Source organism: Cytobacillus oceanisediminis (assembly GCF_004366035.1).
In the GTDB taxonomy this organism is placed as follows: Bacteria; Bacillota; Bacilli; order Bacillales; family Cytobacillaceae; genus Cytobacillus; species Cytobacillus oceanisediminis_C.
The window spans coordinates 261,297-285,568 of sequence record NZ_SOEE01000004.1 but is presented as its reverse complement, the minus strand read 5'-3'; the positions used below and the strand labels follow the sequence as shown (position 1 = coordinate 285,568).

The 24,272-nt window shown below is 40.8% G+C and carries 24 protein-coding genes; all 24 read right to left on the bottom strand.

Annotation, left to right across the window (positions count from 1 at the left end; genetic code table 11):
• Positions 1 to 10: 10 nt before the first annotated feature.
• Complete coding sequence (flgG, locus tag DFO72_RS12215; RefSeq protein ID WP_113881950.1) at positions 11 to 817, bottom strand: flagellar basal body rod protein FlgG; 807 nt, start codon at positions 815 to 817, stop codon at positions 11 to 13.
• A gap of 77 nt (positions 818 to 894) precedes the next feature.
• Positions 895 to 1,284 carry a TIGR02530 family flagellar biosynthesis protein gene (locus tag DFO72_RS12210; protein WP_113881949.1) on the bottom strand — a complete coding sequence of 130 codons (390 nt, stop codon included), beginning with the start codon at positions 1,282 to 1,284 and terminating at the stop codon, positions 895 to 897.
• Between the two features lie 14 nt (positions 1,285 to 1,298).
• Positions 1,299 to 1,751 carry a flagellar hook assembly protein FlgD gene (gene flgD / locus DFO72_RS12205; RefSeq protein ID WP_113881948.1) on the bottom strand — a complete coding sequence of 151 codons (453 nt, stop codon included), beginning with the start codon at positions 1,749 to 1,751 and terminating at the stop codon, positions 1,299 to 1,301.
• Positions 1,752 to 1,763: 12 nt separating this feature from the next.
• The gene (locus DFO72_RS12200; RefSeq protein WP_113881947.1) at positions 1,764 to 3,017 is read right to left on the bottom strand and encodes a flagellar hook-length control protein FliK; all 1,254 of its coding nucleotides are present in this window, start codon (positions 3,015 to 3,017) and stop codon (positions 1,764 to 1,766) included.
• Between the two features lie 29 nt (positions 3,018 to 3,046).
• On the bottom strand, positions 3,047 to 3,658 hold the full coding sequence (locus DFO72_RS12195) for a MotE family protein (RefSeq protein ID WP_113881946.1): 612 nt from the start codon (positions 3,656 to 3,658) through the stop codon (positions 3,047 to 3,049).
• 8 nt (positions 3,659 to 3,666) lie between these two features.
• Positions 3,667 to 4,110 (bottom strand): flagellar export protein FliJ, encoded by a 444-nt coding sequence (fliJ, locus tag DFO72_RS12190; RefSeq protein ID WP_113881945.1) that lies wholly within the window; start codon positions 4,108 to 4,110, stop codon positions 3,667 to 3,669.
• Between the two features lie 3 nt (positions 4,111 to 4,113).
• On the bottom strand, positions 4,114 to 5,430 hold the full coding sequence (gene fliI, locus DFO72_RS12185) for a flagellar protein export ATPase FliI (protein WP_113881944.1): 1,317 nt from the start codon (positions 5,428 to 5,430) through the stop codon (positions 4,114 to 4,116).
• Positions 5,427 to 6,212, bottom strand: a complete 786-nt coding sequence (gene fliH, locus DFO72_RS12180; RefSeq protein ID WP_113881943.1) for a flagellar assembly protein FliH — start codon at positions 6,210 to 6,212, stop codon at positions 5,427 to 5,429. Before fliH ends, fliI begins: the two co-directional genes overlap by 4 nt.
• Complete coding sequence (gene fliG / locus DFO72_RS12175) at positions 6,196 to 7,212, bottom strand: flagellar motor switch protein FliG (RefSeq protein ID WP_113881942.1); 1,017 nt, start codon at positions 7,210 to 7,212, stop codon at positions 6,196 to 6,198. The genes fliH and fliG overlap by 17 nt, the downstream gene beginning before the upstream one ends.
• 12 nt (positions 7,213 to 7,224) lie before the next feature.
• A complete protein-coding gene (fliF, locus tag DFO72_RS12170) occupies positions 7,225 to 8,826 on the bottom strand; it encodes a flagellar basal-body MS-ring/collar protein FliF (RefSeq protein WP_113881941.1) in 1,602 nt (533 codons plus the stop codon).
• A gap of 151 nt (positions 8,827 to 8,977) precedes the next feature.
• Positions 8,978 to 9,283: a flagellar hook-basal body complex protein FliE gene (gene fliE, locus DFO72_RS12165; RefSeq protein WP_113881940.1), complete on the bottom strand. Its 306-nt coding sequence runs from the start codon at positions 9,281 to 9,283 to the stop codon at positions 8,978 to 8,980.
• A gap of 12 nt (positions 9,284 to 9,295) precedes the next feature.
• Entirely contained in the window at positions 9,296 to 9,748 is a 453-nt protein-coding gene (flgC, locus tag DFO72_RS12160; protein ID WP_113881939.1) for a flagellar basal body rod protein FlgC, read from the bottom strand.
• A gap of 2 nt (positions 9,749 to 9,750) precedes the next feature.
• Positions 9,751 to 10,146, bottom strand: a complete 396-nt coding sequence (gene flgB / locus DFO72_RS12155; protein WP_113881938.1) for a flagellar basal body rod protein FlgB — start codon at positions 10,144 to 10,146, stop codon at positions 9,751 to 9,753.
• 428 nt (positions 10,147 to 10,574) lie between these two features.
• On the bottom strand, positions 10,575 to 11,354 hold the full coding sequence (gene codY / locus DFO72_RS12150) for a GTP-sensing pleiotropic transcriptional regulator CodY (protein WP_113881937.1): 780 nt from the start codon (positions 11,352 to 11,354) through the stop codon (positions 10,575 to 10,577).
• Positions 11,355 to 11,492: 138 nt separating this feature from the next.
• A complete protein-coding gene (hslU, locus tag DFO72_RS12145) occupies positions 11,493 to 12,896 on the bottom strand; it encodes an HslU--HslV peptidase ATPase subunit (protein ID WP_113881936.1) in 1,404 nt (467 codons plus the stop codon).
• A gap of 18 nt (positions 12,897 to 12,914) precedes the next feature.
• Positions 12,915 to 13,457, bottom strand: a complete 543-nt coding sequence (hslV, locus tag DFO72_RS12140; RefSeq protein ID WP_113881935.1) for an ATP-dependent protease subunit HslV — start codon at positions 13,455 to 13,457, stop codon at positions 12,915 to 12,917.
• A 72-nt stretch (positions 13,458 to 13,529) separates the two neighbouring features.
• Entirely contained in the window at positions 13,530 to 14,432 is a 903-nt protein-coding gene (gene xerC, locus DFO72_RS12135; RefSeq protein WP_113881934.1) for a tyrosine recombinase XerC, read from the bottom strand.
• Between the two features lie 64 nt (positions 14,433 to 14,496).
• Positions 14,497 to 15,804 carry an FADH(2)-oxidizing methylenetetrahydrofolate--tRNA-(uracil(54)-C(5))-methyltransferase TrmFO gene (gene trmFO / locus DFO72_RS12130; RefSeq protein ID WP_113881933.1) on the bottom strand — a complete coding sequence of 436 codons (1,308 nt, stop codon included), beginning with the start codon at positions 15,802 to 15,804 and terminating at the stop codon, positions 14,497 to 14,499.
• Positions 15,805 to 16,047: 243 nt separating this feature from the next.
• Positions 16,048 to 18,123 (bottom strand): type I DNA topoisomerase, encoded by a 2,076-nt coding sequence (gene topA, locus DFO72_RS12125; protein ID WP_113881932.1) that lies wholly within the window; start codon positions 18,121 to 18,123, stop codon positions 16,048 to 16,050.
• 500 nt (positions 18,124 to 18,623) lie between these two features.
• Positions 18,624 to 19,496: a DNA-processing protein DprA gene (gene dprA / locus DFO72_RS12120; protein WP_113881931.1), complete on the bottom strand. Its 873-nt coding sequence runs from the start codon at positions 19,494 to 19,496 to the stop codon at positions 18,624 to 18,626.
• Between the two features lie 112 nt (positions 19,497 to 19,608).
• Complete coding sequence (gene sucD, locus DFO72_RS12115) at positions 19,609 to 20,511, bottom strand: succinate--CoA ligase subunit alpha (RefSeq protein WP_113881930.1); 903 nt, start codon at positions 20,509 to 20,511, stop codon at positions 19,609 to 19,611.
• A gap of 132 nt (positions 20,512 to 20,643) precedes the next feature.
• Positions 20,644 to 21,804 (bottom strand): ADP-forming succinate--CoA ligase subunit beta, encoded by a 1,161-nt coding sequence (gene sucC, locus DFO72_RS12110; RefSeq protein ID WP_113881929.1) that lies wholly within the window; start codon positions 21,802 to 21,804, stop codon positions 20,644 to 20,646.
• Positions 21,805 to 22,110: 306 nt separating this feature from the next.
• The gene (locus DFO72_RS12105; RefSeq protein ID WP_113881928.1) at positions 22,111 to 22,407 is read right to left on the bottom strand and encodes an EscU/YscU/HrcU family type III secretion system export apparatus switch protein; all 297 of its coding nucleotides are present in this window, start codon (positions 22,405 to 22,407) and stop codon (positions 22,111 to 22,113) included.
• Positions 22,404 to 24,263, bottom strand: coding sequence for a hypothetical protein (locus DFO72_RS12100; RefSeq protein ID WP_113881927.1), 1,860 nt, complete (start codon positions 24,261 to 24,263; stop codon positions 22,404 to 22,406). The genes DFO72_RS12105 and DFO72_RS12100 overlap by 4 nt, the downstream gene beginning before the upstream one ends.
• Positions 24,264 to 24,272: the final 9 nt, after the last annotated feature.

Here is a 24,272-nt window from a genome sequence, read left to right as displayed (position 1 = left end):
CTCCTTTAGATTATCGTTTTAAATTAACAAGCTCCTGCAGAATTTCATCTGATGTTGTAATGATACGGGTATTTGCCTGAAAACCGCGCTGAGCTGTAATCATTTCAGTGAATTCTTCTGAAAGGTCTACGTTGGACATTTCCAGGGTTCCGGAAACGAGAACTCCTGCACCATTTTCTCCTGGGGTTAATGTGACTGCATCACCTGAGTTTACAGTGTCCTTATATAGATTGTCTCCAATTTTTTCAAGACCGCCATTATTATTAAAGCGTGCTATTCCAATTGGTCCGGCAGACTGCAATGCATCGTTCCCGTCTATTAAGAAGTTTATAGTTCCGTCATTCGATATACTTAAGCTTTTAATTACGGTAGCATCCCCCCCATTTAATTGGATAGCTGCCCCATCAGCTCCTTTTACTTTATCTCCTGATGCCGTAACAAGGTTTGCATCATCATCAAGATACAAATTTCCAGCGCGGGTATAATAGGTGTTATTCCCTCGCTGAACCATCAAGTAGCCATCACCTTGAATCCCTATATCCAATACACGGCCAGTGGTTTGCAGACTCCCCTGTGTATCAATTGTATCTATAGATGATAATTGTGAACCAAGACCTACCTGCTTAGGATTAATACCTCCCGAATTTGCTCCGCTTCCTGTTGCACCTGAAATAGTCTGACTCACCATATCTTTAAAATTCACGCGACCTTTTTTATATCCAAATGTATTAACATTCGCAATATTATTCCCAATAACATCCAGCTTCGTCTGAAAGTTTTTCATCCCGCTTATACCTGAATACATTGAACGTAGCATTAATTTTTGCTCCTCTCTTTAATGCTGCTTCTGTCAGTCGGCAGCATAGGCTTCCTTAAAAGGTCCAGCCATTATTTTTATTGATCCAGAATTATAGTTCCATCAATATTAGTGAATATTTGTGTTCGAGCTTCCTTACGATCCATCGCAGTGATTACTGTATTATTCTTAGCACTGACTACAAGTGCTGCGTTGTCGAGCAATACCAAGGATTCTTTAACACCCATATCCCTGGCTTCCTGTACCTTATCTTCAATTTGCTTCCACCGCTCTGCACTTATATGTATACCTCTTTGTTCAAGTCTCTGCTTTGCATGTTTGCTGACAATTAAATTGCCTTCAGTCTGCAGGGCTGTTTGGAGGTGGGCAGAGAATTTATTTTGTGATTGCTTAGAAGTTTGAACAGCATTCCCCTTTGGTGTAATTACCGGCTGGGTGTGGATCGGACGATAAATAAGTTTATCCACCCACTCACTTCCTTTTACTCATTTAGTTGAGAAATATTTGCAGGTTCAAGCTTCGTTCCATCATCCAAAATAAATACAGCTGTATTATTCTTATACTGGATAGAAACTACTTTTCCAGTTCCTTCTTCAATAATTGGTTCCTGGTTTGGTTCACTTGATTCTGTCAATTTATGCCAGGTGACATTTTTGCCTAAAAAGTTATTGTAAGTCATTAGCTGGTTCTGCTCCTGAAAAGCCACTAACTTCTCCATCGTCTTATTCATATTAGTCATCTGCTCCAATGACGAAAAGGTTGCCATCTGTGCAATAAAGTCCTTGTCCTGCATAGGGTTCATTGGATCCTGGTTTTGCAGCTGTGTCATTAGAATTTTTAGAAAGTCATCTTTGCCTAATATATCTGAGCCGGTCTTTCGGGTTTGGCTTTGGTAGTTTGATAGCATTAGGGAAGAATCTATTGTGTTTGCCAATTACTATCACTCCTATGCTTCGGTATTAAGAAGTGCTTCTTCAAACGAGCTGTTAAATTCGCTCTCAGGCTGCATATTATTTTCATCCTTATTTTGCTGCTGCCTCTGTTCCTGCTGCTGGGGATCCCTGTTAAAGGAGCGGTCCTGCTGCGTCATTTGCTGAGAGATTTCAATTCTCTCAATCTGAATGTTTTGTGAACTGAAGGCCTGCTTTAGACCATTAATATGTGAATCAAGAATTTCTTTGGCTGAGCCAGTTGATGTAAGTATCCTGGCAATCATCGCAGAGTCCTTTTGAATAAGCTCTATGCGCAGCGCTCCAAGATGGTCAGGATTCAGCTTGATAAATAACTTTTGTGTTCCTCCCGTTTTGAGAAAGCTGCTCTTGGATAATATGTTTTCAAATTGCTGCATAAGCTGATCTGGACTTACTGTCCTTCCCTGCGGATTCAGCAGAGCCATCTGTTCCGGTTTTGAAAATGATTGAACCTGAACAAAACCCTGCAAAGCAGTTTCCGGTCTATTTATGATTTTAAAGGCTGCCTGACCCAAATTTTCATTAGCAGAGTTATTTTGTTGTTTTGCAGTGTTTAATTCGTTAGCAAGCGGGGTAAAAACTTTTTGTATAATACTGCCTTTATCAACAGAAGTACTGTTTATTAGCCCCTCAACTTTTATTTGGACATGATTTAGAAATTCCTTCACATTCATTTTGCTGCTGAGAAAATCCTTTTTTGCAGACAGAATGTCATACAATTTCAAAGCTTTTAATGCTCCGCTAAAATCTTTTCCCTGCAGGATCATGCCTTCTTTTACATCAAAATTTGAGATTGCTGAAATTAATAATTGGATTTTGTTGCCATCCTCTAAATCTTCCATAGAATATACATCTTCAAGCTTTACACCTGGCAAAACCTGGTCCATAAAACCCTCTAGCATCTGCACTAATTCTTCCTGTGTAAGATTCAGCTGCTCCGAAATGACCTCTATGATGTCAGTGTCTGTTTGAAAGGAAATCTTCTCCAGAAGCTCGCTTCCGTTTTCTAATTCGGTGATCTCACCCACTTTAAGAAACTCCATTAATTCTTTTAACTGTTCGACCTTCTCCGCATCAGCTGCTGCAGGCAAGCTTTCTGCTTGCGGTTTGGCAGTTCCGGTTAAAGCAAAGAAAAGACTCCCAAAACCAGTGCTGCTTGTATCTTGCAGAGATATTTTATCTTCGGATGAATATTGTGCCTGAATAAATCCTAATCTTCCGATCTGCACTTAAATTCACCTCCTCTCAAGACTTTTTGTTAATTATTCGATCCGCTTTTTTCTTTGGCAGCGGTCAGGAGTGCTGTATACCGTGCGGCATCCTCCGGGTTCATCTTCTCCATAATGGCAGCCAGCGTGTCAGAATTAACATTTGATAATATTTTTACAGCTTCCTCATCCTTCATCTCAGTTAAAATCGGTGCTGCTTTTTTAGCGGTAATATTTTCATAGGTTTTTACGATATCTTTAAATGCTCGCTTGTTTTCTTCCTTTATAGCCGTAAGCTCGTTGATTTCTTCTTCGAGCCTCTGTTTTTCGAGCGCTGCTCTTTCTAATTCCAGGTCTTTGCTGTCAAGCTGGCTTTCCATCTGAGATATCCTTGCTTCACGATCTTTAACTTCTGCCTGCAGTCCGATGAGCTCCTCCTCCATCACTTCCTGTGAACGGAATTTCTTGTCATCCAAAACGGAAGCTAAAAAGGGCACCTTTTGGCTATATTCTCTGGCTGTTTCAAAAATGTTGTTTCCTGATAATGTGAAAACCAGCAGGGCTACAGTTATTCCGAAAAGGATCGGAATCAAGAAAGCGAATATAAACCATTGAAACCTGCTTGTTTTGGGTGTCTCTTGTTCTTCTGGCATTCTTTCCATTTAACCACCTAATTTCCCCGATTCATATACAGCTGAATCGAGATATCATCCATTTGCCTTCCTTCTGCTTGCTTTATGCTTTCCAAAAAGCCAGTTAAATCTTTTTCCTGCATTTTTTCATATTTCTTTACTTCAATATTCTTTTCCATTAGTTTTTCCTGCTGAAAATTCATTTGGGTTCGCGCATTGGCGACCATTTTTTGATAATGGTCAATTGTTTTCTCAAGGCTGCTCACAAAATGCTGGTGATGCCTGATTTCCTGAACCGGAAGGCCTTCAGCCAGTCTTGATTGCTGATATTCCTCCAGATCTTCTTTCTTTTTCAGAAGATCGTATAGTTTCTTGGCAGTTTCTTCAAATCGTATGACAGCCTGATTGTATACATCAAACGCCTGATCTTTTTCTCTTTCTTTTATCTTCAAGATTTTATTGAACTTAAATTGATACTGCAATTTTTATTCCCCTTTTCCAGCTAATCCTTTTAATTGGCCAATGCTTTCCAAGATAGAAATTTTTTCATTCGTTTCTTGTTTCAAAAAAGAGATAATCGAAGGATATAATCGAATGGCTTCGTCTATTTCCATCGATGACCCGCGCTTGTATGCTCCAATATTAATTAAATCCTCTGCATTTATATACGTGCTAAGTATTTCCCTTATTTTTTCTGCTGATTTTAAATGGGAGGCATCTGCAATATGGTTCATAACCCGGCTGACACTTTTCAGGACATTAATAGCCGGATATTGCCCTTTGTTCGCTAAAGCCCGATCCAGAACAAAGTGTCCATCCAGTATTCCCCTGACTGTATCAGCGATTGGTTCATTCATGTCGTCACCGTCGACCAATACGGTATAAAATGCAGTTATAGAGCCATATTCGTTTGTTCCTGTTCTTTCAAGCAGCTTAGGAAGAACAGCGAAAACAGAAGGTGTATAACCTTTTGTTGTAGGCGGTTCACCGACTGCGAGGCCGACTTCCCGCTGCGCCATAGCCACCCGGGTTACTGAATCCATCATTAACATGACATTTAAGCCTTTGTCCCTGAAATACTCAGCAATTGCTGTGGCCGTGTATGCCCCTTTAATTCTCATGAGTGCCGGCTGGTCTGACGTAGCTACCACCACGATGGACCTTTTCAACCCTTCCGGGCCAAGATCCCTCTCAATAAACTCCCTAACCTCTCTTCCCCTCTCGCCAATAAGTGCGATCACATTTAAATCCGCATTGGTATTGCGTGCTATCATTCCAAGAAGTGTACTTTTTCCGACACCGCTTCCTGCAAAAATCCCGACCCGCTGCCCGTTTCCTACAGTCAGCAGGCTGTCGATCATTCGTACTCCTACTTCAATAGGCTCAGAGATTGGCGGTCTTTTCAGCGGATTAGGAGGCGTTTGTTCGGTTAGGACTGGTGTTAAACCCTTTGGCAAATTCCCCCCATCGAGAGGCTGTCCCAGTGAGTCTATTGCCTGTCCTATAAGAGCAGGACCAATTTTCACCTCAAGAGGCTTCGAGGTCGTCTCGACAAGGCTGCCTGGCGAAATATCCTGTACAGCAGTATAAGGCATAAGAATCACATTCTCATTTTTAAAACCGACGACTTCCGCCTTGATCCTTCTTGTCCGTCCTTTGCCTATATGAATAATGCATACATCCCCAATTGAACTTTCCGGACCTTGAGACTCAATCATCAAACCGACTACTCTTTTTACTCTGCCAAAACGTTTAAAGCTATCAATTTTATCCACCTCATCGATCAGCTGTTTAAGGTTCAATTGGGTTCACTCTCCAGCATCTCAAAGAGTTTTCTTTTTATTTCTTCAAGCTGGCTGTCAACACTTGCTTCAATACGCCCATTTGCAGATTCAATTATGCAGCTTGTATTGCTTAGTTCCTCATCTGGATAAATATATAAATCTGTCTCTTTTGGAAATACCCGGATTAGTTCATCCTTATGGGAAAGGATCAAATCATAATGCATAGGATGTACATGGAGCTGAATCTCAGTGTATTCCCTCGCTTCCTTTATTGCTCTTTTTACAATAGAAAGGAATTGATCACCATTTTTATCAAGAACTTCTCCAAGAATTCTTTCTGCAACCTTTAACCCCAGATTTAGAATAGTCTGTTCTGATGATTCGATATGCTGCTGATAATCATGTTTGGCTGAGTTTACAACTTCTCTTGCCATATGAATCAGTTCACTGTATTCCCGGAGACCGTTTTTTCTGCCATCATCAGCTCCAGCAGCAAATCCCTCAGAGCGGGCTTCCTCAAGAACTCTTTGTTTTTCCTTGTCTAGCGCTTTGAGCTGCTCCTCAATTTGCCGTGTCATATTTTCTGAATCTATTCTAGCAGTATTGACAATCCGTTCAGCTTCCTCACGGGCACTTTTTAGCATGGCTTGAAGTTCTTCATCTGTTCTAGCCAAGTTTTGCTCCATTGCATCTTCAATGGGGGTTAAATTGCTTTGCAGCAGTCTGATAGAAATGACTTTCTTTTCTTCTTTCGGCACAGCTGAAGAAGATGATTTAATAAGCCTAGACAATAATATCATCCCCTCCGCCGCGAGCGACGATGATCTCTCCTGATTCTTCTAGTCTTCGGATAATGCCGACTATTCTTGATTGGGCTTCCTCAACGTCTCTTAATCTTACAGGACCCATATATTCCATCTCATCCTTAAAGGTTTCAACCATTCTGGATGACATATTTTTAAAGACGATTTCCTTAACTTCATCACTGGACACTTTTAATGAAAGCATGAGGTCCTCACTTTCACAGTCACGGATAACACGCTGTATGGCGCGGCTGTCAAGGGTAACGATGTCCTCAAATACAAACATTCTCTTCTTAATTTCCTCAGCAAGCTCAGGATCCTGAATTTCCAGTGCATCCAGAATAGTCCTTTCTGTCGCCCTGTCAACCCCATTAAGAACATCGACAACCGATTCAATTCCGCCAGTCTGAGTATAATCCTGTGTTACAGTAGAAGACAGCTTTCTCTCGAGAATCTGTTCAACTTCATTGATAATTTCGGGAGATGTGCTATCCATGACGGCAATCCTTTTTGCAATATCCGCCTGCATTTCCTGCGGCAGCTCTGACAGGATCTGCCCTGCCTGCGCTGGATCAAGATAGGACAATATCAATGAGATTGTTTGCGGATGTTCATTTTGAATGAAATTCAGAATTTGTGCAGGATCTGCCTTTCTGGCAAAATCGAATGGCCTTACCTGCAGAGAAGACGTCAGTCTATTAATAATAGCTGAAGCCTGCTCGGTGCCAAGTGCTTTCTCGAGAACTGTTTTTGCGTAACCAATCCCGCCCTGAGTGATATAGTCCTGCGCCAGGGCAATTTGATGGAATTCTTCTAGTATTTCTTCTTTAGCAAACGAATCAACTTTTCTGACCCCGGAGATTTCCAGGGTCAGCTTCTCAATTTCTTCCTCGCTTAAATGTTTATAAACAGAGGATGCAACATCAGGACCAAGTGAAATAAGAAGAATTGCCGCTTTTTGTTTACCTGTTAGTTCTGTTTGCTCTTTTTTTGGCATTTTTCATCCTCCTTAGTCTTCTGCGATCCAAGAGCGAAGCAGTTTTGCAAAGTCTTCAGGCTTTTCCTTCGCCATTTTTTCCAGCTGCTTGCGTCTCACTGTACTTTCTGTTTCATGCTCTTCATTTACATCGGGAAGATTGAATGTCTCTGCAGTTGGTCCTTCTATCTCTTCTTCTTGCTTCTGCCTCTTTCTCGCTTTAACAAAAAGGAAGATTAATAGAGCAATGACTAATAGCAGTACTCCTCCAATTGCATAAATCCACCACGGAATGCTGGTGCTGGTCTCATTTGAAAACTCAACTTTACCATTGAAAGGCTGTACGGAGACGACAATTTTTTCCTGAATTGCCTCATCTGTTAATTCTGCATCAGCTGCAGCATCCTTATTAATGGTTGTGCGAACAACAGTCCCAAGTATCTGGGTAATATCATTAATTCTTTCCTGAGGAAGTGATGCAGGATCATCTGCCGTCGGCGGCTCCACCATTACCTGAATGCCCAGGTCTCTGACTTTATAAGGGCTTTCGACAATCTCCCTGCGGATTTTATTTACTTCATTATTAATAGTCTCTTCTATCCGCTCATAATCCCCGTTTGAATCACCGGTCGCTACATATGAATCTGTCCCAGCTGGTTCATCGTTTCCTCCCAGCGCAGGAGTTCCTCCTGCTCCTTCGCCATTGCCGGTAAAAGTCTCCGTAATTTTTTGAGCACTGATAGCTATACCTTCCATATTTTCTTCATCAACAGGCGTAACCAGGTTTTCTTCCCTGTTTTCCTGGGTAAAGTCAATATCGGCGGTTACAGATACAACAACCTTATCCTGCCCCATTAAAGTGCCCAGCATATTCTGCACCTGGCGCTGTACATCGCGTTCTATTTCTTTTTTAATTTCATGCTGTGCCGCAAAAGTGCTTTCTGGTGAAGAGTTTTGTTTATTTTTTAAGTCAAAATACTCAAAAAACTGATTGGTAATGACGATATTATCAGTGGGAAGATTTGGTATGCTTTTCGCAGCCAGGTGATATAGAGCCTGGATTTGCGATTCTTCAAATTGATAGCCTGGTTTCGTGTTAAGAACAATAGAGGCGGATGCTTCCTCCGGAGAATCATTTACAAAGATTCCTTTCTCCGGAAGATTAATCATTACCTTGGCATCATTTACTCCATCGATCCCTTTCATCAAATTCGCAAGCTCAGTCTGCATTGCTTCCAGCTTAAGGACATTAAATTCGTTTTCAGTCATGCCGATGCCGGCATTCTGGCTGAAAAAAGAATAATCAATGCTTCCGGATTTCGGTATTCCTTCTGCTGCCAGTTCTACTTTCAGAGTATCCACTACCTCTTCAGGAACTTTGATCGTTGTACCGCCATCTGCGATTTCAGATACAACGCCCCTGGTATCGAGACTTTCTTTGATCGTCCCAGTCTCCGAAGGTGTTAAATTGCTATAAAGAGGAACTAGAGTAGTCCTCGTACTTAGGATCGCGGCAGCCGCAATCAGCAATATACATATCGCAGCAGCACCAATCATAACCGTCTTTTGTTTTTTCGTCCTGCTGCTCCAGTATTCTTTCACTTTGCTTATATATCTCTGTAGCGTCTCATTCATTACAATCCTCCGGTTATTCTGTCTAAGCTAATAACCGCCATAACTAGTTTTTAGCTTTAATCATTTTCATTCATGAAAAAATTGAAAAAATCTCACCATTCAGTGGATCCTTTCAATTTTTTATTTTTATTCAAAGGGAACAGCTGTAAAATTAAACTTGCATTCTCATCGCTTCCTGATAAGCTTCAATTACTTTATTTCTGATTTCCAGTGCAGCCTGCATTGTAATGCTCGCTTTCTGTGATGTAATCATCACCTGGTGAAGATCAACATTTTCTCCCTTTGCAAGTTTTTCAGTCATAACATCTGACTGAATCTGGGCATTATTTATTTTTTCAATTGATTGCTTTAAAACGGACGAAAAACTTTGCTGAGCATCGAATGATGTATATGTATGAGTCTTTTGATTTTCAGCAGGCTTTAAAGTATTCACTGGCATAAAAGTTACATTATTCATTTAACGTTCTCCTTATTTGCCGATTTCCAAAGCTTTCATCATCATGCCTTTAGATGCATTAAAAACAGTTACATTGGCTTCATAAGATCTTGTCGCACTAATCAGATCCGTCATTTCTCTTAGAGGGTCCACATTCGGCATTTCAACATATCCATCCTCATTAGCATCGACATGGGTGGGATCATAAACCATTTTAGCTGGCGTCTCCCGATCTTCTACAATTCTTGAAACCTTTACACCGTTTCCTGCAGAGCTTCCGCCTGTTCGGCTCATTGCCATATTTAAAAAAGATGAAAATTGTCCTTCTTCCGGTTCCAATACTACTGATTTCCTTCTGTAGGGGGCCTCTCCATTCACACTTCTGGTAGAGTCCGCATTGGCCATATTAGAAGAAATTACATCCATGCGGAGCCTTTGGGCAGTAAGAGCCGATGCTGTGTTATTCATACTATGAAACATAGACATTACTATTTTCCTCCCCGCAATACATTCTGCAGGCTAGAAAACTTCCCGCTTACTCGTTCAATCACTGCATTATAGTAAATCTGATTTGTAGCCAGTTCCGCCATTTCCTTATCTACATCTACACTGTTGCCATTATGATTGTAAGAAGCATTGCGTTTTGTCACTGCACCTTGCGCCGAAGATGATCCATTCTTAAAGTCGTAATGCCTGAAGTCACTTTTGTTTGCTTCCATTGATCCTTTTAGAGCGCTCTGAAAAGCCTCTTTAAAGCTTGCATCTTTTGCTTTATAGTTTGGAGTGTCCGCATTTGCAATATTTTGAGATATTACCTTTTGCTTAAGCGAAGAGTAATCCAATGCTTTTTCTAAAGTTGATATAGTGCCTGAAAACAGTTTCAATCACAACACCTCATATAAACACAATTTTTATCATGGTAATTATTGTAGAAATTTGGTGATAATGGACAAATTATGTCATCATAAACATTATTGTAATGAATATGAAATAATATGTCTATGAACATAAGGTTAATTTTAATGATTCTTTTGTCCTATTTTCGACAAATCTTTTAAATATGCTGAAAGTTACATTGATTTATTTCTAATAATTACCAATCGCACATACTTCTTTCTCCCATCTAAAATTCATCCACACCCCGCTCGTGATTCTTTTGAACTATCTAATCTAAACAAGGCAAATGCTTATAATGTAAAATAAGCCAAAAATCCTTATAAAAAATGATAAAATTACATAAATTTACCAACGATTTTGTAATCTATTTGTAATAAAAAACCCGTCATTTATAGACGGGTTTTAAAGGACTATATTAGTTAGATTTAAGTTTTTCTAATTCAACCAGAAACTTATCGTTTAGAACTTTGATATAAGTACCTTTCATACCTAACGATCGGGACTCAATAACCCCTGCACTTTCCAGTTTTCTTAGGGCATTTACGATTACAGAGCGCGTAATGCCTACACGATCAGCAATTTTTGATGCTACAAGAAGCCCTTCGTTGCCGTTAAGCTCTTCAAAGATATGCTCGATCGCTTCCAGCTCACTGTATGAAAGAGAACTGATTGCCATTTGTACAACAGCCTTGCTGCGTGCTTCTTCTTCAATTTCTTCAGCTTTTTCACGAAGGATTTCCATACCAACTACAGTAGCACCATATTCAGCAAGAATTAAATCATCATCATGGAACTGCTCCTGTAATCTGGCAAGAATTAAAGTACCCAGACGCTCTCCGCCGCCGATTATTGGAACAATTGTAGTCAAACCATTTGCGAAAAGATCTTTGTTTTCAACTGGGAATGCAGTATATTCACTTTCTACATCCAGATTTGATGAAGTTTCCTGGATGTTAAATAAATTTTTAGTATATTCTTCAGGGAATTGACGATCTGCAAGCATTTGCTTCATGCGCTCATTTTCAATTTGCTGGTTTACAGCAAATCCAAGCAGTTTGCCTCTACGGCTCACCACGAAGATATTTGCTTCGATTACATCGCTTAGTGTTTCTGACATTTCCTTGAAGTTAACCGGTTTTCCGGCCGCTCTTTGGAGCATTGCATTAATTTTTCTTGTTTTTGTTAATAAATCCATTGTATTTCCTCCTATTTGCTATAACCCATAAACATATATTTTGTTAAGATTAAATAACTTATTACTTCTTTAAACATTCGTATAAAATTTAAGATTCATTCCTCGTGTACCCTATGACATGGATCTCTAAACAATGGGTCATAGAATAAACTGGCTTAAATCCTTATTGCGGGAAATGGCTCCCAGTTTCTCCTCGACATACTGAGGGGTAATTGTGATTTTTTCCATTGTGATATCCGGTGCTTCAAATGATAGATCCTCCAACAATTTTTCCATGATGGTATGAAGACGTCTAGCACCGATATTATCTGTATTTTGGTTTACTTCGAAAGCAAATTGAGCAATCCTACGAATAGCATCGTCAGAAAATTCAATTTGTATACCTTCAGTTACCAATAATGCTTCGTATTGTTTTATTAATGCATTATCGGGCTCAACGAGTATTTTGTAGAAATCCTCAACGGTTAGTTTCGTGAGCTCCACACGGATCGGAAAACGTCCCTGTAATTCAGGAATCAGGTCGGAAGGCTTCGCCATGTGGAATGCACCGGCAGCAATAAACAATACATGGTCTGTCTTTACAGAACCGTATTTGGTTACTACTGTTGAACCTTCTACCACCGGCAAGATGTCTCTTTGAACCCCTTCTCTTGAAACATCAGCTGAAGAACCGCCGCTGTTTTTGCTGGCTATTTTATCGATTTCATCAATGAAAATAATTCCTGACTGTTCAGCGCGGAATACAGCCTCCTGACCGACTTCGTCCATATCAATCAGCTTTTGGGCTTCTTCATTTGTTAATATCTTTCTTGCTTCCCGTACAGTCAGTTTCCTTTTTTTCCTTTTCTTCGGCATAAGGCTGCTGAGGGCATCCTGCATATTCATGCCCATCTGCTCCATACCTGAGCCCTGCAGCATGTCAAACATGGAAGGCTGCTGCTCCTCTACTTCAACGGTAATAACTTCATTTTCCAATTCGCCAAGTGCAAGCTTTTCTTTTACAATCTTGCGCTTTTCCTGGAGGTTAAAATCTTCTGTCTGATGCGTATCCTGCTGCTGATCATTACCCCCGCCAAATAGCATTTCGAGAGGATTTTTATAATTAGCTGCCTTTTTGGCACCCGGTACAAGCAATTCAAGGATGCGGAGGTTGGCACTTTCTTCTGCTCTTTCCTTTACACTGGCCATCTTCTCTTCTTTAACCAAACGGACGGATGTTTCCACAAGATCCCTGACCATGGATTCAACATCCCTGCCAACATATCCGACCTCGGTAAATTTGGTTGCCTCCACTTTAACAAATGGGGCACCGACCAATTTAGCCATTCTGCGTGCAATCTCAGTCTTTCCTACTCCAGTCGGACCAATCATCAGTATATTTTTAGGATTTACTTCATCCCGCAATTTTTCTTCAAGCAAGCTGCGGCGATAGCGATTTCTAAGTGCAACAGCGACTGCTTTTTTTGCATCCTTTTGACCGATGATAAATTGATCCAAACGCTCAACAATTTGGCGGGGAGTTAAATTTGTTCCTTTACCCATGCAACAGCACTCCTTTTATTAGAGTTCTTCCACAATGATGTTGTGGTTTGTATATACACATATTTCCGCAGCCATTTCAAGCGAGGCCTTCGCAATTTCTCTTGCTGACAGGTGTTCGCCTGCAAATCTCTTTAAAGACCTTCCAGCTGCAAGGGCATAGTTGCCTCCTGATCCAATAGCCAGAATTCCATCATCCGGCTCAATAACTTCACCTGTACCGGAGATAAGCAGCAGACTATCCGTATTCATAACAATAAGCATTGCTTCGAGCTTGCGTAAAACCTTATCGCTTCTCCACTCTTTTGCAAGCTCCACAGCTGCTCTTTCAAGGTTTCCATTATACTCTTCAAGTTTTGCTTCAAACATTTCGAATAACGTAAATGCATCTGCTACTGAGCCTGCAAATCCAGCCAGCACCTTACCATTAAATAGCTTTCTGACTTTTCTTGCAGTGTGTTTCATCACAACTGCATTTCCAAAGGTAACCTGGCCGTCGCCGGACATTGCACATTCACCATTATGATGAACAGCAAATATTGTTGTAGCATGAAATTCGGACATGAAAGACTCCTCCTTTGGAGCATATTGCCTTTGATTTTTTTCTGCAGACTATTAGGTAATGAATGTCTTTTGCTATGCCCGCGGATGATGGGCCATATAAGTTTTTTTCAAGTATTCATTCGTAACATGTGTATATACCTGGGTTGATGATAGAAATGCGTGTCCAAGTAATTCCTGAACTGTTCTCATATCAGCTCCATTTGCCATTAGATGCGTCGCAAATGTGTGGCGAAGCATATGGGGATGGATTTTGCCTGTTAAGGATGATTTCTCGATAATCTTATCCAGGATAGTCCTGATTCCCCTTGCTGTAAGCGGGCCGCCACGGGCATTCAGAAACAAATTTTCCTGCACGATCCCATTGGCAAGCAATTCTTTACGTCCATGGTTTATGTATGTGTCAAGTGCATCCTGGGCAAAGCTTCCAAAAGGGACATACCGCTCTTTACTGCCCTTGCCGCGGACCAGAACCGTTGAAAGATACATATCCAGGTCTTTTATGCGGATTTGGCTGCACTCGCTGACCCGGATGCCGGTTGCATACAATAGTTCAAGAAGTGCTTTATTTCTTTGCCCTAGAGGAGAACTGGCTTCACAAGCATTGAAAAGCTGCATCATTTCCTCCTCATAGAAAAATTCCGGCAGCTTTTTCTGCGCTTTCGGAATGGAAACAAGTGCAAAAGGATTTTCAGCGACTTCTTCTTCTCTGAGCAAAAATTTAAAAAAGCTCCTTAAGCTTGATATTTTCCTGGCAACTGACTTACGGGACATCTTTTTATCGTAAAGATCGGTTAGATAAATCCTGACATCCTGATATTCGACTTTTGTTAAATCCGCAATTGCTTGTTCAGACATGAACATAAAAAATTCACCAATATCATGCTGGTAATGCTCAATAGTATATTGTGAATAATTTTTCTCAATTTGTAAATATTCAATAAACAACTTTAAAGAAACGTTCACATTTTCAGACATTAAATGTTCACCTCGCAAGGGCTACTAAATAGTATCACAACTCAGCAGCCCAACGCAACATAATTTACAAATTTTTCACAAAGTTCTGAATTGTTCCTAATGCTTTTTCCGCATGCTTTTCATTTCTTTCTTTTTTCCCTCTGATTTTTTCAGGAAGTTCAGGAAACAAACCAAAATTAGCGTTCATAGGCTGGAAACTTTTCGGGTTAGCGGTAGTAATATAACGCGCCATGCTTCCAATCGCAGTCTCATGAGGAAACTCTAAAGGATCTTCTCCTTTAACAAGCCTGGCAGCATTGATTCCTGCCACAAGTCCGCTGGCCGCAGATTCCACATAACCTTCAACCCCTGTCATTTGCCCTGCAAAGAACAAATCATCCCGGTTCTTGAATTGATATGTTGCGCGCAGAACTTTTGGAGAGTTGATAAATGTATTCCGGTGCATAACGCCATACCTTACTATTTCAGCATTTTCGAGACCAGGAATCAAGCGGATTACTTCTTTTTGCGGCCCCCATTTCAAATGTGTCTGGAAGCCTACAATATTATAAAGAGTTCCGGCAGCATCATCCTGTCGAAGCTGAACAACTGCATATGGCCTTTTTCCTGTTTTCGGATCTTCTAAACCTACCGGCTTCATCGGGCCAAAAAGCATTGTTTTCTTTCCCCTGTTTGCCATCACCTCTATTGGCATGCAGCCCTCGAAAAAGATTTCCTTTTCAAATTCCTTTAATGGAACTGTTTCTGCGGAGGTAAGAGCCTCATAAAAACGGTCAAATTCTTCTTCTGTCATTGGGCAATTCAAATATGCCGCTTCTCCCTTATCATACCGTGATTTCAAATAAACTTTATTCATATCGATTGAGTCTTTTTCTAGAATTGGAGCAGCCGCATCGTAAAAATATAAATAATCTTCTCCGGACAGCTCTTTTAATTTTCCGGATAGGGCTTCACTTGTCAACGGTCCTGTAGCGATTACAGTTGGCCCTTCCGGAATATCTGTCACTTCTTCATTTATTACCGTTACATTCGGATGGTTTTTGACTTGTTCCGTTACACGAGCCGCAAAATCATGCCGGTCAACTGCCAATGCTCCCCCAGCAGGAACGGCACTGCTGTCAGCTGAATGGATGATAACAGAATTCAGCTTCCGCATTTCTTCTTTTAATACACCGACAGCATTCGTTAAAGTATTTGCACGCAGAGAGTTGCTGCAGACAAGTTCGGCAAATTTATCTGTGTGATGGGCAGGAGTCTGCCTTACTGGCCTCATTTCGTAGAGCTTTACTCTTATTCCCCTGCTGGCCAGCTGCCATGCAGCCTCACTGCCTGCTAATCCCGCTCCTATTACATTTACTGCTGTATCTTTCATAAAATGAACCTCCATATATACTTATGATGACGATGTCATGATTAATTTAGATTTTTTAAAAACAGTCCCTCTTACTTTACCCTGTTCTTATTCATTCTGCCATTTTACAATACGTTTTAAAAATAAAAAAGTTTCATGAACGATTTGAAGCTGATATTCTTTGAAACAAACGAAGGAAACCTTGCTGGAAGTATTCTGGATGCACATCCCTCAATAGAAAAGAGTGAGCATTTAAGCCCACCCTTAACTTTGCTTTTCTTCCTTATAGTCGCATTCAACACACTGAACCTGGACACCTTTTTTGAGTTTTTTCTCAACTAGAAGGTTATCGCATTTAGGACAGCTTCTTGGCAGCGGTTTATCCCATGAAATAAAGTCACATTCAGGAAATCTGTCACAGCCGTAGAAGATCCGGCGTTTTTTGCTTTTTCTTTCTATTATATTTCCTTCTTTGCACTTCGGACACTTCACACCAATATCCTTTACAATCGGTTTGGTATTGCGGCAGTCAGGGAAATTGCTGCATGCCATGAATTTTCCATAGCGCCCCATCTTGAACACCATTGGATTTCCGCATTGCTCACAATCTTCACCTGCAGGTTCATCCTTAATTTCTACTTCCTGCATTTCTTTTTCCGCTATCTCAAGATTCTTTTCAAAATCTTTATAGAATTCATCAATGATCTGTACCCAATTGACCTTGCCTTCTTCAACATAGTCCAGGTCTTTTTCCATCTTTGCTGTAAACTCGATATCAAGGATTTCAGGGAAGAATTCCATGATTAGTTCAAGAACAATTTCCCCCAGTTCAGTCGGAATAAAACGTTTGTTGTCTAGAGCAACATAACCCCGTTTTTGAATTGTGTCAAGAGTCGGAGCAAAAGTGGATGGCCGTCCAATCCCCTGTTCTTCAAGTGTTTTTACGAGCCTCGCCTCAGTATACCTTGGAGGGGGCTGAGTGAAGTGCTGTTTGGGTTCGATGTCTTTTTTAAGGACTTCATCCCCTTCCTTCAGGTCTGGGAGCATATTATCTTTTTCCTCTGACTGATCATCTGTGCCTTCAACATAGACTTTCATAAATCCAGGGAACTTCACTTTTGACCCTGTTGCCCTGAAGATCACTTCACCATTCTTTAAATCCACACTCATTGTATCCATAACAGCTGGTGCCATTTGGCTTGCAACAAAGCGTTCCCAAATGAGCCTGTATAATCGAAGCTGATCACGCGACAAGAATTCTTTTAAACTTGCAGGCGACCTTAATGTGCTTGTCGGGCGGATGGCCTCATGGGCATCCTGGGCGTTGCTGTTTTTCTTTTCTTTTTTCTTTTCACCCTGCAGGAATTCTTTCCCGTAGGAGTTTTGAATATAATCTGCTGCTTCATTTTGCGCAATTTCAGAAATGCGTGTTGAATCAGTTCTCATATAAGTAATTAAACCAACAGTTCCTTCTTTGCCTAGATCAATTCCCTCATAAAGCTGCTGTGCAAGCATCATGGTTTTCTTGGCACGGAAATTTAATTTCCTTGCAGCTTCCTGCTGAAGTGATGACGTAGTAAAAGGGGCGGCAGGATTCCGCTTTCTTTCCTTCTTGGTAACCGACGCCACCTTAAATTTATTGCCCTTCATTTTACTTAATATATTTTGAACATCGCTTTCAGACTTCAATTCCACTTTTTCATTTTCCAGCCCGTAAAAAGCTGCATCGAAGGCTGTTTTGCCTTTTAGGAACTCACCGTCAATGGACCAGTACTCTTCTGGTATAAAGTCCTTAATTTCCTTTTCACGGTCGATGATCAGACGGACTGCAACAGACTGTACCCTGCCCGCACTTAATCCTTTTTTTACTTTCTTCCATAATAACGGGCTGATATTATAACCGACTAACCGGTCCAGCATCCGTCTTGCCTGCTGGGCATCAACAAGATCCATGTTGATTGGCCTTGGATGCTTAAAGGATTCTTTAATGGCGTCTTTCGTAATTTCATTAAAAACAACACGGCAGTCTGAAGTAACATCCATGTCCAGGCTATGTGCCAGATGCCAGGCAATTGCTTCCCCTTCTCTGTCGGGGTCAGCCGCGAGGTAAATTTTCTTGGCTTTTTTGGCCGCTGACTTAAGTTCCTTTAAAACCGGGCCCTTTCCACGAATGGTTATGTATTTTGGTTCAAAATTATTTTCCACATCTATGCCCATTTGGCTTTTAGGAAGATCCCTGACATGTCCCATGGAAGCTTTCACTTTATATTTTTTTCCTAAATAACGCTCAATCGTTTTTGCCTTTGCAGGTGACTCAACGATTACAAGAAACTCTGACATCAATAGTCCTCCTTGAGAGGGATTTTTAAACATTCAGGCAAAATCAATCTTGAAATGCGGGATTTTTTATACTGCTAAACTTGCCTGCTTACATTTATCAATAACGTATATTAAATAGCCTCAATTGAATATTTACATTTTGTGGAGCGGCTTAAATGTCTCTTTTAGCATAATTGAAGTATTATAATTTATTCTTTGTCAGCTTGCTGGTATCATCAGCTTTACTGCTTTCGTATTGAAATATTCATTATTATTCTACATTCTATTCAAGTTTGTCAAACTTAAGCGGAATATTTCCGCAACCGTTTCCAAGAAAAAACACAAAAATGAATAAAGAAGCAGACTGTTTCTTTCCATAATACCTGTTGCAAAATGTATAACAGTTTTAATAGAATTTCAACCTTTTTGTAAAAAATCCTTTAAATTAACATATTTAAAATGAGCCGATGTAAGAAAAAGGATCACTAAATCAAAGCAAGGCTCCTATTTCATTATCCTGATTAGTAAAGGAATTCTTCTAAGATCTCCTCAGCTGATTTTACCAATTTAGCACCTTGCTGTATTAATTCATTGGTTCCCCCAGAAAACGGGCTAAATATATTTCCGGGAACGGCAAAGACATCTCTTCCTTCTTGAACCGCATAATTTGCTGTAATAAGGGAGCCGCTTTTGCTTTTTGCCTGGATTATCAGTGTGCCTCTGCTAATGCCGCTGATGATCCGGTTTCTCATTGGAAACTGCCATCTTGAGGGTCTGGTGTCCGGCGGATATTCAGAAATAACCAGCTGATTTTTCATCATTTCATATGCCAGCTTTTGATTAGCCTGAGGATAAATATGGAACAGTCCTCCGGCTATGACACCAATTGTTCTCCCTTTATTTTTGATTGCTTCCTTATGCGCAATGGCATCAATGCCAGCAGCCAGCCCGCTTACAATAATTACCCCTTTTTCAATAAGCTTGGGAAACATGTATTGAATGGCTTTTTCTCCATACTCTGATGCCTGCCTGGAACCGACAACGGCCAGGTGAGTTCCGCTATTCAGAAGACTGATATCACCTTTCGCATAGATTATCCATGGCGGCTGGTACGTTTCTTTTAATAGACTCGGATATTCCTTATCAAAAATTGTTATGGTTTTAATGCCATTTTGTGAATATTGGCGTATTTGTTCCTGGATTTGATCCGAATGAAGATCTTGGAGTACTGAAAGAGAATCTTGGGAGGTGAATATACGGGGTATTATTCGACTTTGTGTATGATTATACATACATTTTAATTGGGGATCTTTCTTAAGAATATTATAGATCATTTTCCAGCTCATTCCTCTGCAATGATGGAGATGGGTGAGCCTCATATTAAATTCATTCATAGGTGGCCTCCTGTTTTTTTATAAAGCGGGGTACGTGCGGGGATAAACGGATTTGGCAATGCAGAAATAGCCCCTCAAACAGAGGGACTACTCTTAAGTTATTTAAATAAGATTAATGAGTTTTACACTGATCAAAAAGGCCTTTTTCTTTTAAAACCTTTATCAGGGTTTCACCCATTACGGATGGAGTGTCTGCTACTTGAATACCGCATTCATTCATAACACGGATTTTTTCATCAGCCGTTCCTTTGCCTCCTGAAATAATTGCGCCGGCATGGCCCATACGTTTTCCTGGAGGGGCAGTGCGTCCGCCGATGAAGCCTACAACAGGCTTAGTCATGTTTGCTTTAACCCACTCTGCAGCTTCTTCTTCAGCTGTTCCGCCGATTTCACCAATCATGATTACTGCATAAGTTTCTGGATCTTCATTAAATGCTTTTAATACATCAATGAAGTTTGTTCCGTTAACCGGGTCTCCGCCGATTCCAACAGCAGTAGACTGGCCGATTCCGGCCTGTGACAGCTGATGTACCGCTTCATAAGTCAGTGTTCCAGAACGGGAAACAACCCCAACATGACCTTTAGTATGGATATATCCAGGCATAATGCCGATCTTACACTCATCAGGAGTAATAACACCAGGGCAGTTAGGACCTACAAGGCGAGTCTTCTTGCCTTCCATATAACGCTTAACTTTTACCATATCCAATACTGGAATATGCTCAGTGATACAAATGGCAAGATCCAATTCTGCGTCTACCGCCTCAAGAATAGCATCTGCAGCAAATGGAGCTGGAACATAGATAACGGAGGCATTGGCACCTGTAGCCTTAACTGCTTCCTCCACAGTATTGAAGACAGGAACACCTTCTACTTCAGTACCGCCTTTACCAGGAGTTACACCGCCGACAATTTGCGTTCCGTATTCTAGCATTTGCTTAGTATGAAAAAGGGCTGTTGAACCAGTAATCCCTTGAACTATAACTTTTGTATCTTTATTAATAAATACGCTCACGTTAATTCTCCTTTCTTGTCTAAAGAGTGCCATTCTGTACTCAAAGGTCATAAGCAAAAGCTCTTTCAGCCAACACGCCTTTCGGATTCCGCTAATTGCCTTAGACACTGAACGGCCGCTCAATTTTGATTCTTAGCCTACTAAAGAAACGATTTTTTGTGCGCCGTCAGCCATTGATTCAGCCGCAATGATATCGATATCGGATTCAGCAAGGATCTTCTTGCCCAATTCAACATTTGTACCTTCCAGACGTACAACTAAAGGTACAGTCAAGCCTACTTGCTTCGCTGCTTCCACTACGCCAGTGGCAATGACGTCGCATTTCATGATTCCTCCAAAGATATTAACAAAAATACCTTTTACATTTTTATCAGAAAGGATGATTTTGAAAGCTTCAGTAACCTTCTCAGCAGTTGCACCGCCGCCAACATCAAGGAAATTGGCCGGGTCTCCGCCATAGTGTTTGACGATATCCATAGTAGCCATCGCCAATCCTGCACCGTTAACCATGCAGCCGATATTTCCATCAAGGGAAATATAGCTCAGGTCATATTTGGATGCTTCGATTTCCTTTGCATCCTCTTCTTCAAGGTCACGAAGAGCCATGATGTCCTTTTGACGGTAAAGAGCATTTGAATCAAAGTTCAGCTTTGCATCCAGAGCCATTACCTGGCCGTCACCAGTTACAACCAATGGATTGATTTCAGCGATAGAACAATCCTTTTCAATGTAAGCTCTGTATAAGCCCATCATAAATTTAACAGCTTGTCCGACAAGCTTTGATGGGATATTGATATTAAATGCGATTCTGCGCGCCTGGAATGCTGTTAAACCAAGTACAGGATCGATTTCTTCCTTGAAGATCTTTTCAGGCGTCTGTTCAGCTACCTCTTCGATTTCTGTGCCGCCCTCTTCAGAAGCCATTAAAACAACACGTGATGTTGCGCGGTCCAATACTAGGCCAACATAATATTCCTTCTTAATGTCACAGCCCTCTTCAATCAGTAAACGTTTTACTTCCTTGCCTTCCGGGCCTGTTTGATGTGTAACAAGTGTTTTCCCTAGGATTTCACCTGCATATGTACGAACTTCGTCAAGATTTTTGGCAACTTTTACACCGCCAGCTTTACCGCGTCCTCCGGCGTGGATTTGTGCTTTAACCACACATACCTCAGTGCCAAGTTCTTTAGCAGCTTCAACAGCTTCTTCTACTGTAAATGCCACTTTTCCGTTCGGAACTGCCACCCCGTATTGTCTGAGGACTTCTTTACCTTGATACTCATGTATATTCATTTCCCATCCTCCTATCTAACTCTTTCAAAAAAATAGACTGCGCTTTCATTTTATTAAATGAAAAACCCCTTGTCTACCATTTACTCTAAAATATTATATTTCTTTAAAAATTAAAAATATTAAAAAGTGCAGAAACCCTGTCATAATAGATGTTTTGAACATAATTTATCATAAAAATATTTTTTTAAAATAAAAAAAAACTGCCTTTTCGACAGTTTTCTTTTCTATTAGACTCAAGTAAAATCACGCCGTCATCCCTTCGAATTGATTCGCTGAGAATGAACCATATTGGTTTACCAGAATAGATTATTTTTTATTTTCCCTCATCCCGGCTTTCTGATCAGCCCTGTAGATAAAAGCAAACACCTCAGCAACAGCCTGATATAGTTCTTCCGGTATTCCCTCATTGATGTTAAGCTTGCCAAGAAGCTCCATAAGAGCAGGATCTTCCTGAACCGGAATGTCATGTTCCTTGGCCTTCGCAAGGATATTTTCAGCAACCAGACCCTTCCCCTTTGCAGATATCCTTGGTGCTCCCTGACCAACAGGATCATAGGTTAGTGCTACCGCTTCTTTCCTTTGTTTATCATGAACTTTTTTCATATCCTTAGATCTACTCCGCTGAATTGATTTGAATGTACAATCGATGTCATTGTATCTCTTGCCATAAGTGAATCTCCTGCTGATTCTGCCTTTTGGAAGGAAACTGAGGACAGCTTATAATTTAATTTTAATAGATTTTCTTTTAATTCAGCGGCAAATGGAGCAGTTAAATCCTTTATTTCTGTGTGCTCATTAATAACTGAAATTTTAATGATTCTGTTTTGAACTTGGAGATCGACAATGGTTTCATCCAGATGCTCTAAATTCAAATAAAATATAACCCGGCAATGGCTGGGATCTATTTTCCCCTCTTTCGTTTTCCGGCCGCTCCATTGCATTGTCAAATCTGAGGTCTTTCCCCATAAGGAAATAGGCAGCTGAAAGATATATTGCTGCAATGGGCCGGATTCCTGTGAGAGCGCCTGAAAGCCGGTTAATTTATGCAGAAGCCGTTCAGCTGCATCTTTAGCTATGTGCGAAGTTTCTTCATTTATAAAGCCCATTAGAAGCGGTTTAAGGGTATCCAGCTTTTCGGAAGCTCCTTCATCGGAATGTTTTAATAAATTCAGGACGTCATATTCATGAGAAAGCCCCAATGTTCTGATTATTCTCTTCAGCTCACTATGAAAATTCCGCTGTTCATATGTAATGTTAGACTCTGTTTGCAGGCTATTTTTCAGTTCTTCCAGCATTGTCATTTCCTTCAGATTGAGAGCCGCTGCTGTCAAAGGTTTCTCACCGGCCAGTAATCTCCCCGCCTGAACAGCAGCCTGCTTTATCCCCTGAACATCTGACAATAATTGATCCAGATCATCATTTAATGTGTGGGATAGAGCTGATTTGACAATGTCGTTAAGCAAATTCTTTTCTGCAGGAAAAGAAATCTTGCCATTTCGAATATCATTGAATAAGATTTCTAAAGTTTGAGCTAGTCCACTGCTTTCCGATCTTTGTCCAATAAACCCATTTAGCTTTGCAAAGTTCAATATAAATCCCTGCCTGTTTCCGGAATCGTTTGCTTTCAGAATTTCCGTCAGGACATGACTAATCGGTTTATTTTGGATGCTTCCTTCCATAAGCAGCTTTAAAGCCGCATCCTCGGCCGCTTCACCTGGCATAAGCCCCAATACTTTCAAGAGCTGGAACGCAGTGTGTGAACTTGCCTGGTTTTTTGTACTCAGCCATTCAGAAAACAATCTGAATATCGCCTGCCGGCCCAACTTTTCTCTTGAAGTCTTTGTCAGATCCCGAAGCAGCGAATATATTTGCTGCCCATTGGATGATAAACCACTACCCTTTAACTCCTCCTGCAATTCCCCCATAAGGGATGAAAGAGAGTCCCCATCCAAGACTGAGGATAGCGCTGAAAAAACGTCCTTTGAAAAGGGAAGCTGCCTTATAATCAGCTCTTTTACTGTCCGCAGTCCATCTTCAGCTGATCGGCTTTCCTTGATCCATTCAGATGCCATTTTTAGAGTTTCACCTGTAATTGGAAGCTGCTCTTTAAGAAAAAATTGAATAAGCATCTTATTTTCTCTAGATAACTGCATTCCCAGCTGGCTTAAGAGGCTTTCAGCCGGGGCTGCCGAACCTGGTCTGTTTGCAGATTTCATTACCTTTAAGCGCAGCATTCCCTCACCTGGCTCAACTTTAAACCAATATCTGATGTTAGCTGACAAAGGGGTTTCCAGCTGTGCTATCACTTTTTGTGAACCAATTTGCACCTCTGCCGTCTGGTTTGGAAATAGCTTTCCTATTTTACCGCTGACAATCTGCCCAGGTTTAAATGCAGCCGTTTTTAATGCATTGTTCTGGTCATGCCTTATGATTCTTTGGATAATATCAGACGGCTTCATGCCCTCACC